The organism is Paenibacillus sabuli, from assembly GCF_014705605.1.
Taxonomy (GTDB): Bacteria; Bacillota; Bacilli; order Paenibacillales; family Paenibacillaceae; genus Paenibacillus_D; species Paenibacillus_D sabuli.
Map to the genome: position 1 here is coordinate 1 of NZ_JACXIZ010000011.1, position 13,710 is coordinate 13,710.

Below are 13,710 nucleotides of genomic sequence, written 5' to 3' on the forward strand. Positions count from 1 at the left end.
GCAGCGGCTGCGCCAGCCGCGCGGGCGCGGCGCCGGCGGCCACCGCGGCGGCCACCGCTGCCAGCGCATTGGCGGCATTGTGGCGTCCCGGCACGCCGAGCTCGCCCACCTCCAGCAGCTCGTCCTCGCGTCCCGCTGCATCGCGACATACAATGACGCGCCGGGAGGTGTCCGGTCGCGCCGCCGGCTGAGCCGGATACGGCGGCCGGACGAATACGCCCGCCGCCAGCTCCTCCGTGAGCGAGAACGACAGCAGCCGCGCCGGCGTCAGCGCCGCCAGCTCGCGGCAGCGCGGATCGTCCCAATTCAGCACGGCCGTATCCTCGGGACGCTGGTTGACGAGCAGCTTCGCCTTCGACGCCACATAATCGTCCATTGTACCGTGATAGTCCAGATGCGTCTCCGCCAGATTGAGCACGACCGCCACGGCAGGACGAAAGTCGGTCGTTCCCTTGAGCTGAAAGCTGCTCAGCTCCGTCACCAGCCAATCGTCCGGCTCGGCCTCAAGCGCCGCCTCGATCATCGGCCTGCCGATATTGCCGGCTATCAGCGGCCGAATCCCGGCGGCGCTGAGCAGCGCGCCCGTCCACGTCGTGGTCGTCGTCTTGCCGTTGCTGCCGGTGATGCCGAGGATCGGCGCGCGGCTCAGCCGATAGGCGAGCTCGACCTCGGTGACAATTTCGACGCCGGCCGCCTCAGCCCGGACCACCGGCGGCGCGCTGTACGGGATCCCGGGATTTTTGACGAGCAGGGCGGTATCCTCGTCGATCAGATCGTCCGGATGATGCCCGCAGATGACCGGGATGCCCAGCGCTTCGAGTTGCTCCGCTTCCGGACTTTGCTCGCGCGGCTTGCGGTCGTTGACTACGACGTCGGCGCCGAGCCGGTGCAGGGCCGTCGCGGCGCTCACGCCGCTTTTGGCCAGACCGAGCACGACGACGCGACGGCCGCGGTAGGATGACGGATCGTTCATCGCTGCCAGCTCCTTCTTTTTGAGTGTGCATTGCTGCGTCTAATCATTCGTCAGAATCCGCGGTACAGCAGCAGCCCGGCGCCGGCCAGCAGCAGCCCGACGAACCAGAAGGTCGTCACGACGCGCCACTCCGACCACCCCGACAACTCGAAGTGATGATGAATCGGACTCATGCGGAAGATGCGCTTGCCGCGCAGCTTGAACGACCCCACCTGGAGGATGACCGACAGCATCTCCACGACGAACACGCCGCCGATGATGACGAGCAGCAGCTCCGTCTTGGTCAGGATCGCCACCGCCGCCAGACCGCCGCCGATGCCGAGCGAGCCCGTATCGCCCATGAATACCTTGGCCGGATGGGCGTTGAAGACGAGGAAGCCGAGCAGCGCGCCGATCATCGCCGCCGCAAAAACGGCCGATTCGTGCTCCGTCAGATGCATCGCCACCAGCGTATAGGCGCCGAACGCCAGCGCCCCCGTGCCGGAGAGCAGCCCGTCTACGCCGTCGGTGAAATTGACGGCGTTGCTCGTGCCGAACAGAATGATGACCACAAACGCATAATAGAACCAGCCGAAGTCCAGACCCCAGTCGGTGCCGGGCACGTAGACAACGGTGCTGTGATTCATCGTTGCCAGCAGCCAGCAGACCAGGGCGGAGAACAGCAGCTGACCGAGCAGCTTTTGCCGGGCCGTCAGACCGAGCGAGCGCTTCAGCACAATTTTGATATAATCATCCAAAAATCCGATCAGGCCGAAGCCGAGCGATGCCGTCAGCAGCACCCAGAAGTCGATCGACTTCTCCGAAAAGTTCAGAAACGCAATCGTCATCGCCAGCATGATGATGATGCCGCCCATCGTCGGCGTTCCCTTCTTTTTCAGATGACTCTGCGGACCGTCGGTGCGGATCTCTTGGCCGAACTTGAGCCTGCGCAGCAGCGGAATGAACAAAGGCCCAAGCAGTACGGCAAGCATAAACGAAACCCCGATCGAAATAAAAATGGCCTTCATGTCCATCGATTCCACCCCCTTACTGCGCGCAGATGGCCTGCACGATGTGTTCCATGCGCATGCCGCGCGAGCCCTTGACCAGCACCAGATCCTCCGGCTGCAGCTGCGTCTTCAACCAGTCCGACAGCGCCGCCTTGTCAGCAAAATGCCGAAGCGCCTTCTCCCCGTCCGGATAAGCCGGAGCCGCCGCGGCGATCAGATGCCGCGACAGCGGACCGTACGCCAGCACGCGCTCCGCCTTGGCCGGACTCAGGTAGGCGCCGACCTGCTCGTGCAGCTCCCGCTCCTGCGATCCCAGCTCCAGCATATCGCCGAGCACGAGCCAGCGGCAGTCAAAGCCGTCCAGCGACTCCACCAGATCGATGCAGGCGCGCATCGCGGTCGGCGACGCATTATAGGCGTCATTGAGCACCAGCGCGCCATTGAAGGCCCGCTGCTGCTCGATGCGCATCGCGCTCAGACGCAGCCCGGCGAACCCTTCCTGAATGCGGGAAGGCGCTTCGCCGAGCGACTGGGCGGCTGCGATGGCTGCCGTCGCATTCAGCACATTGTGGCGGCCCGGCACCGGCATCGCATAGGAGGCGAGCTGGCCGTCCACGGCCCGGCGCACCCGGAACGTGCTGCTATACGCCGTCATCTCCATATCGAGCGCCACCCAGTCGTTGTCTTCGGCGCAGCCGAATGACTGGGCGCGGGCGCCCTCCGGCAGCATCAGACGCGGCACCGCCTCGCGCAGCAGCGGTTCGTCGCCGTTGTAGAGCAGCAGGCCGCCGGGCTGCAGCCCCTGGGCGATCTCCAGCTTGGCCTGGGCGATGCCTGCACGCGAACCCAGCTGGAGCAGGTGGGCCTCGCCGATATTGGTCACGATCGCGACATCCGGCCGCGCGATCGCAGTGAGCAGCGCGATCTCGCCATAGTCGCTCATGCCGAGCTCCAGCACGAGCGTGTCGGTGTCCGGAGGCGTCTGCAGGATCGTCAGCGGCAGACCGATATGATTGTTGAGATTGCCGGCCGTCTTGCGCACGTTGCCCGCTCCCTGCAGCGCGGCGGCCGTCATGTCCTTCGTCGTCGTCTTGCCGTTGCTGCCGGTGATGGCGACGACGCGCGCCGTCAGCGAGGCGCGGTACGCCGCCGCCAGCCGCTGCAGCGCGGTCAGCGGATTCTCCACCAGGATGAGCGGCCAATCCGCGAGCGCTTCCGGCACCGGACGGTCCAGACGCCACAGCGTGCCTGCCGCGCCTGCCGCGCGCGCGCGCTCCGCATGATCGTGCCCGTCGTGATTCTCGCCCGTCAGCGGTACGAACAGCTCCCCTGCCCGGATGGTCCGGGTGTCCGTCGACACCCCCGTCACCAGCGTCTCCCGCGCCGATTGGCCGGCTCGGAGCGCGCCTTCGCATCGCTCGGCGAGCGCGCCGATTGTAGTCTCCCTCACGTCTGTATGCTCCTTATCGCTTCTTTGGCCACTTTGCGATCGTCGAATTCATGCGTTTCCTTGCCGACGATCTGATAGGTTTCATGGCCTTTCCCCGCAATCAATACTACATCGCCGGGGCTTGCCAGTTCAATCGCTTTTTGGATCGCGGCGCGCCGATCGATAATCAGGCTGTAGCGCTCGGGCTCGACGCCGTCGGCCCTCAGCCCGGCCTCGATATCGTCCAGGATCCGCTGCGGGTCCTCCGTGCGCGGATTGTCCGAGGTGACCATGACATGATCCGCGTGGCGCGCGGCGATCTGTCCCATCAGCGGCCGCTTGGTGCGGTCGCGGTCGCCGCCGCAGCCGAATACGCAGATCACTCTGGCCTGGGCCAGCTTGCGTACGGCGCGCAGCACATTGTCCAGACCGTCCGGCGTATGGGCATAGTCGACGACGACGCCGAACGGCTGACCGCCGTCCACCGTCTCTACTCGACCCGGCACGCCGGGCACGGCCGCCAGCGATCGGGCCAGCGCCTCCAGCGGGATGCCCTCGATCAGTCCGGCCGCGAGCGCCGCCAGGGCATTGTAGACATTGAATTTGCCGACCATGCGCAGCGCGATGTCCGCTTCGCCGCGGAAGGTACGGACCCGGAACGAAGTGCCCTTCGCCGTGATCCGGATCTCGCTCGCGCGCACATCCGCTTCCCGATCGACGCCGTAGGTGACGACCTCGGCGCCCGTCAGCCGGGCCATCGTCGCCGAGGCGGGATCGTCCGCATTGAGCACGGCGTAGCTGCCCGCCTCCGGACGCGCCTCCTCGCCATTGCCCAGACGTGCGAACAGCAGCCCTTTGGCTGCGGCATATTGCTCCATCGTGTGGTGATAATCGAGATGATCCTGCGTCAGATTGGTGAACACCGCCGTCCGGTACCGGCAGCCCTTGACGCGGCCTTGCTCCAGTGCGTGCGAGGACACCTCCATGACGCAGTAAGACGTGCCCTCCGCCGCCATGTCGGACAGCGAGCGCTGCAGCTCCAGCGCCTCCGGCGTCGTCCCCGACATCGGCAGCCGCCGGCCGGCATAGCGCGTCTCGATCGTGCCGATGACGCCGGCCGCCCGGCCGGCGTCCAGCAGCATCCGTTCGATCAGGTACGTCGTGGTCGTTTTGCCGTTGGTGCCGGTCACGCCGATCAGCCGCATCCGCTGCGACGGATGGCCGAAGAAGTGACTGGCGAGCACCGCCATCGCATAGCGGCTGTCCTTGACCACCAGCTGCGGCAGCGCCAGCTCGAGCGGGCGCTCGACGACGAGCGCCGCGGCGCCGCGGCGTGCCGCCTCCGGCGCGTACGCGTGACCGTCCTGCGTATGACCCGGCAGACACAGGAACAGATCGCCTTCCTCCACCTTGCGCGAATCGGTCTGCATGCCCTTGATGGGCGTCGTGCCGGCTCCTTCCAGCCGCGCGGTCAGCAATAGTCCTGCCAGATCTTCCAAGCGCATGCGTTCATCCCCCTTTTCTACCTTTATTTCCATTATTGGAATTGTCAATGCCTGTGCGCATCCGCCGAACCTTCGGACAGATAGACGCGAATCGTCGAGCCCTTCTCTACCCGGGCGCCGGCCTCCGGCGCCTGCCGAATCACGGTGTTGCCCGTCCCGGCACTTGAGAGATTGAAATTCATGTTCATATCCTCATAGATGTCGGATACCGTCTTGCCGACCAGATTCGGCACGGTGACGATCGGCACCTCGCCGTATCTGTACTTTTTGTCGATCTGCTGCTCGCGCGGCTCCACGCCGAGCGCCGGCAGCGCATCGGTCATGATCGACTTGACGATCGGCGCCGCGATCAGGCCGCCGAATTGCAGGCCGACCGGATCGTCCACGGCGACGTAGACGACGAGCTGCGGATCGTCCGCAGGCGCGAAGCCGATGAACGATACGATATGCTCGCTTGCCGAATACCGGCCGTTGACGACCTTTTGCGCCGTTCCCGTCTTCCCGCCGACGCGATAGCCGTCGATGAAGGCGTTGCCCCCGGTGCCCTGCGCCACTACGCTCTCGAGCGCCTCGCGCACCTGGGCCGAGGTCTGCTCCGAGATCACGGTGCGCACCAGCTCCGGCTCCGCCTCCTCCACGGTCATGCCGGTGACCGGGTCGATCCAGGCCTTGGCGACATGCGGCGTATAGAGCTTGCCGCCGTTAATTGCCGCGGAGACAGCTGCGACCTGCTGGATCGGCGTCACCGATACGCCCTGGCCGAAGGCCGTCGTCGCCAGCTCCACCGGGCCGACCTGATTCAGCTTGAAGAGGATGCCGTTTTCCTCGCCGCGCAGATCGATGCCCGTTTTTGTTCCGAACCCAAAGCCCTTTATGTATTCGAACAGCTTCTCTTTACCCAGTCGCTGCCCGAGTGTAACAAATCCCGGATTGCAGGAATTCTCGACGACCTGCAAAAACGTCTGCGAGCCGTGCCCGCCCCGCTTCCAGCAGCGCAGCTTGGCCCCGCCCACCTCAATGAAGCCGGGGTCGTAAAAGCGCTCGTTCTTGAGATCGACCTTGCCTTCCTCGAGCGCCGCGGACAGGGTAATAATCTTGAAGGTGGAGCCCGGCTCGTACGTCATCCAGATCGGCAAATTGCGATTGTAGATTTCGGGCGCGACCTCCCGATACTTGTCCGGCTCGTACGCCGGCCTGCTGGCCATGCCCAGCACCTCGCCGCTCTGCGGATCCATCGCAATCGCGAGCATGCTCTTCGCCTGAAACTTCAGCATCGCCTGGTCGAGCTCGCGCTCCATGATCGTCTGAATCTGCTTGTCGATCGTCAGCTCGAGGTTCAAGCCGTCCCGCGGCTGCTGGTACGTATCGGCAGAGCCCGGCATCTGCCGGCCGGCTGCATCCGACAAAAACGAAATGCTGCCTTGAATGCCGCTGAGTCGCTCGTCATACATCAGCTCGACCCCGGTAAGCCCCTGGTTGTCGATGCCGGTAAACCCGAGCACGTGCGCGGCCAAGTCCCCGTACGGATAATAACGCTTGTTGTCCTCGGCCACCACGATGCCCGGCAAATTCAAATCTCGCACTTGCTGCGCCTTTTCCAATTCGATCTTGCGTCCCCCGGGCTGCAGCTTGACCGTCGATTGCTTTTTGGTCAACAACGCCTGCAGCGCATCCTCGGACATGTCCAGCACGGGCGCCAGCGTCTTGGCCGTCGCGCGCGCATCCTTGATCTGCACCGGTATGGCAAGAATCGTCGGCGAGCTGACGTTGTAGGCTAGGCGCGTGCCATTGCGGTCTTGAATTTCGCCGCGCTTGGCGGAGAACGGGATATTGCGACGCCACGAGTCCTCCGCTTTTTCGGACAGCTCCGGCCCCTCCACGATCTGAACATAGGCCAGGCGCAGCAGCAGCGCGCCGAATACGGCGATACCGCCCAGCAGCACGATAAAAAGCCTGCGGCGAACGGTGCTTTTGGATACCTTCACGCAAATCCCCTCCCGAAAGCGGCCGGGCGGCGCCGATTGCACGCAACCGCCTCATTTTCAGCCTATTCGGGACAACCGTGGGATAGAACAAGCACCGCCTCGCCGCCTTAAGGCGCCGCTTCGCCGTCCGAGGAACCCTCGCCCGGCGCTTCGCTGTCTTCTTCCCCTCCGGCGGCCGCCTCGTCGTCCTGCCCCTCGCCTTCGCCTTGCTGCACACTGTCCGCGGCGGTGTCTGACGCTTCTCCAGTTTCCTCCAGAGCCTCGCCTTGCGGCAGCAGCGTCAGGGTGAGCACCGTCTCGCCATCCTGCTGACTCTGCGTCTGCTTGGCGACGTAGCCCTCGCCTTCCGTGACGCAGCGCACGTCGAGGATGGAGCAGACCTCGAGCACGTCGCGCAGCGCCAGATGCGTCATATCCGGAATCGCCAGCTGCTTGCGCTCCTCGGTAATCAGGTAGACCCGCTGCGTCGTCGGCACGATCGTTTTGCCCGACGGGATTTGCTGCAGCACCGTCTCGCCCTTGCCCACCACCTCGTAGGTCAAGGCTTGCTGCTTGAGCTCATTTTGGGCCTTCGTAATTTTGAGGCCGGTCAGCTCCGGAATTTCAACGGTGCGCGGCCGCCGCTCGCCCGCATCGGTCTCCTCCGTGCGCGGCACGGTGGGGAGGACGCCGAGATGACGCAGGCTCTGCTGCACGATCTGCTTGAAGATCGGAGCGGCTACCGTGCCGCCGCCCGCGTATTGGTCGGCCGGCTCGTCCACGACGACATAGACGACGATGCGCGGATCCTCCACAGGTGCGAAGCCGATGAACGAGACAACGAATTTATTGGCCGAATAATTGCCGTCGATAACCTTCTGCGCCGTCCCCGTTTTTCCGGCCACGCGGTAGCCGTCGATGTAGGCGTTTTTACCCGTGCCGATCTCCTGGTCGGAGACGACCTGCTCCAGGTACTCCGCCGTCTGACGGGCCGCCTGTTCGGAGACGACCTGGCGAACGACCTCGGGCTGCACGGACGTCTTCTCCTTCGTGATCGGGTCCTCGATCGCCTTCACCAGGTGCGGCTTCATCAGCTTGCCGCCGTTGGCGACCGCCGCCACCGCGGCGACCTGCTGAATCGGCGTGACCTGCACCCGCCCCTGGCCGAAGGTCGCAGTAGCCACCTCCGAGGGCCAGTAAAAGTCGATCAGGCCGGCGTATTCGCCCGGCTGCTCAATGCCCGTCTTCTGTCCGAAGCCGAAATTGGTGATGTATTGCATCAGCTTCTCTCGCTGCAGACCTTCGTAACCGAGCTTGACAAAAGCGACGTTACTGGAATGCTTCAGGCCCTCGAGATACGTAATCTGGCCCCAGCCGCGCCCGCCGTTGTGATCGCGGATCGTCTCGCCGGTCACATTGATCGAGCCGGACTGATAGGTATCGTTGGGATGGAAGATGCCCTCCTCGACCGCCGCCGCCAGCGTTACGATCTTGAACGTCGACCCCGGCTCGATCAGTTGCTTCACTGCGTGATTGTAAAATACGCCTTGGTCCGATGTCTCCCAATACTGATTCGGATTGAAGTCGGGATAACTGGCCGTACCAAGAATCTCCATCGTGCGCGGATCGGCGGCAATCGCGGTAATGCTCTTCGGCTGATACTGCTCGTAGGCCGATTTGATCGCTTCTTCAATATAAAACTGGATTTCCGTATTGATTGTCAACTGGACGTTTTTCCCATCCACCGCAGGCACGAACTCCACCTCGCCGTCGGATAGCTGGACGCGCTTGCCGTCCTTCTCGTAACGGATATAGCCGGGAGTCCCGCGCAGCGTCTTGTCCAGATAGGCCTCCATTCCGCCAATCGCCTCGTCGTCCTTGCGAACATAGCCGAGCAGGTGCGAGGCTCTGGTGTTCTTCGGATACGAACGCGTCTGTTCCTCCGTGATGAGGATGCCGACGTCGTTTTGGCCGACCTGTTTTTTGAGCGCATCGCGGAAGGCAATGATCTGATCGGCCAGCTCCTTGTCGATCTTGGTGCCCTCGTTGCCGATCTGGCGATGAATGACGAACTCGCCATTGTCGCGCTTGGCCGAGACGTCCGCCTGCAACCGCTCCAGCGACCGCCCGAGCACCTGATGCAGTTTGTCGATCACCTGCTGCTGCACGCCGAGCTCGTTGATCTTCATCGGATTCAGCGCGATCGTGTAGGCCGGCGCGTCCATCGCCAGCACATTGCCGTCGCGGTCGGTAATCGTGCCGCGCTTGGCCGGGATCGCTTCCGACGCCGCCCACACTTCGCGCGCCTTGCCGAGGTAAAAATCCGCTTTTACGACCTGGACCAGATACATCCGCCCCACCAGAACAACAAAAAGGAGGGTGATGAGCCCCCCGATCAGCAATGTGCGCAGCTTGATTCGCTTCGTCATGAAGTCATCCCCTCTACTCGTTCAGCACTGCTGCGCCGTCCATCATAATCTGAATGGAAGCGTCGGGATCGGATTGCACCATCCCCTGCTCGATCGCCTTGCCGCGCAGCACTTGAGGGTCGCTCAGCTGTTCCACTTTCTTCTTCAGCTCCTGGACCTCGATGCTGAGCGCGTTCTGCTGTCGATTCAGGTCCTGTATATTGACATTCATCTGATAGATACTCGCATATCGGAAAATGATGGTTCCTGCAACGATGACGCAAACGGCGATCGTAAACAGATACAGCAGCTTCTCCTGGACAGGCATAGTTTTGCGTTTGACGATGACACGCTTTTTGGGCTTCGGAGCGTGCTGCGGTTCTTTTTTTGGCTGGAGCGCCAGATTGCCGTGCATATAGGCCATCGAATTTTCCCCTCCCGTGTTGGTTACAGCTTCTCGGCGATCCGCAGCTTGGCCGAGCGCGCTCTCGGATTAAGCTCGAGCTCGCGCTCGCCCGGTACGATCGGCTTGCGGTTGATCAGTCTGAGCGTGCCCTCCGATCCGCACACACATTGCGGAAAGTCCGGTGGGCAGGTGCACTTGGCGACATATGAAGCAAACAGCTGCTTGCAAATTCGATCCTCGAGCGAATGAAAGGTAATCACGGCGACCCGGCCGCCCGGCGCGAGACAACGCACCGCCTGATGCAGCGCCTCGCGTTCCGCGCCCAGCTCGTCGTTGACCGCGATGCGCAGCGCCTGGAAGGATCGCTTCGCCGGGTGCGGCCCGGTGCGGCGCGTCGCCGCAGGAATGGACGACTTGATCAGCTCGGCCAGCTCGCCGGTCTTCTCGATCGGCGCTTTCGCGCGCGCCGCGACGAGATTGCGGGCGATGGCGCGCGCGAACCGTTCCTCTCCGTATTCGGTCAGAATCCGAGCCAGCTCACGTTCTTCCCATGTGTTGACGATGATGTGCGCCGTCAGCGTCTCCTGCCGGTCCATGCGCATATCCAGCGGCGCGTCATGGTTGTAGCTGAAGCCGCGCTCCGCTTCGTCGAGCTGCGGACTCGACACCCCCAGGTCGAACAGGATGCCGTCCACCTGCGGCTCGCCCCGCTCGTTCAGCGGCAGCTCGAGCTCGCGCAGCCGTTCCTGCAGCTCGCGGAAATTGCTGCGCACCAGCGTGACTCTGCTCGCGTAGGGCGCAAGCACCCGCCGGGCGTGAGCCAGCGCCTGCTCGTCCTGATCGAAAGCGATCAGGCGTCCGCCCTCTCCCAGGCGCGCGGCAATGTGCGCGCTGTGTCCCGCCCCGCCCAGGGTACAGTCCACATAGGTGCCGTCCGGACGCAATTTCAGGCCGTCCACCGCTTCTTCTTTAAGTACCGTTATGTGTTCGAACAACGCTTCATCCTCCAAGTATCCGTCATGTTTATGCAGCCGGCTCAGAAGTTGAAGTCCATGTCAACGAGCTTTTCGGCAATCTCGTTGAAGGTTTCCTCGGATTGCTGAAAGTAGCCTTCCCACGTCGCCTTGCTCCAAATTTCAACGCGATTCGTGACGCCGAGCACGATGCAGTCCTTCTCCAATCGGGCATGCTCCCGCAAATTGACCGGTAAATTTACCCTTCCCTGCTTGTCCAGGTCGCATTCGGTCGCGCCCGAGAAGAAAAAGCGCGTAAAGGCCCGCGCATCGGATTTCATCAGGGGCAGGGATTTTAATTTTTGCTCCAAAATCGCCCACTCTGCCGCCGGATAGACGAACAGACAGTGGTCGAGACCGCGCGTGACGATAAACTGGGAGCCGAGACCGTCGCGGAATTTGGCAGGAATGATCAATCGGCCTTTTTCGTCGACGCTATGCTGATATTCCCCCATAAACATCCGGACGCTCCACCCCCCCACCTATATTCACCACAATCCCCCACTTTGCACCACCGATGAAAAGTTATTCGCCACGCAAAATAAAAATCCTGCTTCATGAGCAGGATTTTCATCAATTATTTTATGGGATTAATGAATTCTCATCTGCGCCCTACCTTTTTTGGAGGCCGACGAAGTACCAGCTGCCTTCCCGAATGACCGGCTGGCGCCGCTTAACGACCAAGCCGTGCGCCGACGCCGTCTCCTCGAGCTCCCGATCAGTGGGAAAGCCGTGCAAGTTGTCGTGCGCCGACATGTAGCTGTTGAAGGCCGCCGAGAAGGCTTGACCGCTGCCGCTCATGTAGAGCGGCGTAATCAGCGAGACCGAGCCCTTGTCGCTGAGCAGCTCGCGCGCCCGTTCGAACAGCAGGCCCCTCGTATCCGGGTGGAAGTAATGCAAAATGTTGTTCATCATGATCAGGTCGACAGGCTCTTTCGGTCCCTCCCAGCGGCTGAAGTCGCCATGCACAAATTCGATTTTGCATCCAGTTGCGCTCTGCAGGCCGGTCCGCGCCTGCTTGACCACATCCTCGTTTTGCTCGATCCCGATCAGACGCAGACCGCGGATCTTCTGCGACAGCCGGCGCAGGTAGCCGCCGTGGCCGCAGCCGATGTCCAGCACCGACCGCGCCCGGTTCAGACGCACCCAGTTCGACACCCGGGGGAAGGCGATGCGCTCCAGCAGCGACGAGGTCGCCGCCACCGTCGAGCCGTAGCGTTCGTTCTCGAACATCGGCCGGTGCTCGCCCTTCATCAGACGCGGGAACTCGAGCAGCGTCGGAATATGCATTTCCATCATCTCGCGCAGCAGCGGACCGACGCTGTGCGTACTGGAATCGGACACGTAGGTGAGCATTTCTTTGTCGGCATGGATGCGCCCCTCCCGCTCATGCAGGTGGCCGAGCACGATCCCGGTGTCGACCCAATTGCTCAGCAGCTCCTCGTCCAGTTCCTGCGCCTCGGCGATCTGCTCCACCGTCGCGCCGTCCGCGAATGCGTCGAACAAGTCCATCGAATAGCCGACATACGCATGCCACGCCGGTAGAAACGAGGCGTTCTGTTTCATCCATTTGCGGGCGTGCAGCAGCCTCTTCCATTCATTAACGGCTTCCATCATGCTGTGATCCTCCCATCGCATTCGCAATTTGGCTTCGTATGACTAAGAGTCGACCAGCCCGCTCCACCGTCCTTTGATACGGAGCCACGGCGCGTCCTGCTCCTTCATGAATCGTCTGGCTTGCTTCTCCTCCGGCGTCGGCGCTCGCCCGGCAGGCAGGACGCCGAGCTGCCTGAGGCGGTCGATCCAGTTGTCCGGCCATGCCCCGAGTCCGGACACGTTCAGCATATATTTGAAATGTAAATATTCGGATTCGCTGATCCCGCGCAGCACATGACGCCGCATGGCGCTCCAGCTGCGTCCTCCGTGAGCGTAGGCGAGCGCGGACAGGTGACTGAGATCGGAGATCAGGTCGACCCGCGGTCGCCGGATCGCCTCGTACGTATTCAGATCGGCTGCGGCGCTCTGCCCGGTCGAGACGTTCCAGCCGATCAGGCCGGCCAGGATCGCCGCATCCTGGATCGCCAGATTCATGCCCTCGCCCGCCATGGGATGCACATTATGCGCGGCGTCGCCGATCAGCACCACATTGCCTTGCACATAGCTCGAGGCGTGATGACGGAACGGAATCATCAGCTGAATATCCTTCCATTGGCGGATCGTCTGCACGGCGCCGTCCATCTCCGGCATGAGCGCCCGATAGGCGTCGTAGAAGGCCGGCAGACCGGCCTTGCGCATGCTCTTGAACTCGTGCGGCTTGATCAGGTAGACCGTGCGCACGCGATCGTCCGGGAGCGGGAACATCCCGAGGAAGCGCGGCCCTTGCGAGATGATGGTGGCCTCCCGCAGGCCCAGCGGTCTGCGGAAGGAAACGGTGAGAAAATGGTGGTTGTACTCCTGCTTCGGCGCATCGACACCCATCTCGGCCCGCATCGCCGAAGCGCGCCCTTCCGCTCCGACGTAGACGTCAGCCTTGACGAGCAGGTCCTCTTCCCCCGCTTTGACCCGGGCGCCCTCGATATGCCCGGCTGCGCTGCGCTGCAATCCGGCAAACGATCCCGGCTGCACCAACCGGAAGGACGGGTAGCTTTGCGCCCTTGCCAGCAGCGTCTCCTTCAGTTCCTCATGCGGATGCATGAGCGCGTAATTGTAGGGCTGCCCGAGCACGCCGTAATCGAACACGATGTCCTCCGGCGTTTTGGCTGTTTGATGAGCCCCGGCCTGCCGCTCTTGCATGCGAATCGTCGGTACAGTGTATCCGCCGGCTTCGATTCGCTTCAGCAGCCCTGCCCGGTCGAGAATTTCCAAGCTTTTCGGCTGCAGCAGCTCGCCTTTATATTGCTTTTGCAACCCGCCGGTACGCTCGGCCACCACGACCTCGACACCTTGCTCGGCGAGCAGCATACCCAGCGTCAGACCCGCGATTCCGCCTCCGGATACAAATACCTGGCAATTCATGCAACGCC

General features: G+C 62.7%; 11 protein-coding genes. All 11 read right to left on the minus strand.

Annotated features, from left to right (window positions below):
- The coding region (gene murD / locus IDH44_RS04285; RefSeq protein WP_190915052.1) for a UDP-N-acetylmuramoyl-L-alanine--D-glutamate ligase at positions 1-973 on the minus strand (973 nt) is incomplete at its 3' end.
- 50 nt (positions 974-1,023) lie between these two features.
- Complete coding sequence (gene mraY, locus IDH44_RS04290) at positions 1,024-1,986, minus strand: phospho-N-acetylmuramoyl-pentapeptide-transferase (RefSeq protein WP_190915054.1); 963 nt, start codon at positions 1,984-1,986, stop codon at positions 1,024-1,026.
- A gap of 13 nt (positions 1,987-1,999) precedes the next feature.
- The gene (locus tag IDH44_RS04295; protein ID WP_190915056.1) at positions 2,000-3,412 is read right to left on the minus strand and encodes a UDP-N-acetylmuramoyl-tripeptide--D-alanyl-D-alanine ligase; all 1,413 of its coding nucleotides are present in this window, start codon (positions 3,410-3,412) and stop codon (positions 2,000-2,002) included.
- Positions 3,409-4,896, minus strand: a complete 1,488-nt coding sequence (locus IDH44_RS04300; RefSeq protein ID WP_190915058.1) for a UDP-N-acetylmuramoyl-L-alanyl-D-glutamate--2,6-diaminopimelate ligase — start codon at positions 4,894-4,896, stop codon at positions 3,409-3,411. Before IDH44_RS04300 ends, IDH44_RS04295 begins: the two co-directional genes overlap by 4 nt.
- Positions 4,897-4,940: 44 nt before the next feature.
- Complete coding sequence (locus IDH44_RS04305) at positions 4,941-6,881, minus strand: stage V sporulation protein D (RefSeq protein ID WP_190915060.1); 1,941 nt, start codon at positions 6,879-6,881, stop codon at positions 4,941-4,943.
- A 107-nt stretch (positions 6,882-6,988) separates the two neighbouring features.
- Positions 6,989-9,289 carry a penicillin-binding transpeptidase domain-containing protein gene (locus tag IDH44_RS04310; protein ID WP_190915062.1) on the minus strand — a complete coding sequence of 767 codons (2,301 nt, stop codon included), beginning with the start codon at positions 9,287-9,289 and terminating at the stop codon, positions 6,989-6,991.
- Positions 9,290-9,302: 13 nt separating this feature from the next.
- Positions 9,303-9,692 (minus strand): cell division protein FtsL, encoded by a 390-nt coding sequence (ftsL2, locus tag IDH44_RS04315; RefSeq protein ID WP_190915064.1) that lies wholly within the window; start codon positions 9,690-9,692, stop codon positions 9,303-9,305.
- A gap of 23 nt (positions 9,693-9,715) precedes the next feature.
- Positions 9,716-10,669, minus strand: coding sequence for a 16S rRNA (cytosine(1402)-N(4))-methyltransferase RsmH (gene rsmH, locus IDH44_RS04320; RefSeq protein ID WP_190915066.1), 954 nt, complete (start codon positions 10,667-10,669; stop codon positions 9,716-9,718).
- 41 nt (positions 10,670-10,710) lie between these two features.
- On the minus strand, positions 10,711-11,148 hold the full coding sequence (gene mraZ / locus IDH44_RS04325; protein ID WP_190915067.1) for a division/cell wall cluster transcriptional repressor MraZ: 438 nt from the start codon (positions 11,146-11,148) through the stop codon (positions 10,711-10,713).
- Between the two features lie 151 nt (positions 11,149-11,299).
- Complete coding sequence (locus IDH44_RS04330; RefSeq protein ID WP_190915069.1) at positions 11,300-12,304, minus strand: class I SAM-dependent methyltransferase; 1,005 nt, start codon at positions 12,302-12,304, stop codon at positions 11,300-11,302.
- 42 nt (positions 12,305-12,346) lie between these two features.
- Complete coding sequence (locus tag IDH44_RS04335; protein WP_190915071.1) at positions 12,347-13,702, minus strand: FAD-dependent monooxygenase; 1,356 nt, start codon at positions 13,700-13,702, stop codon at positions 12,347-12,349.
- Between the last annotated feature and the right edge of the window lie 8 nt (positions 13,703-13,710).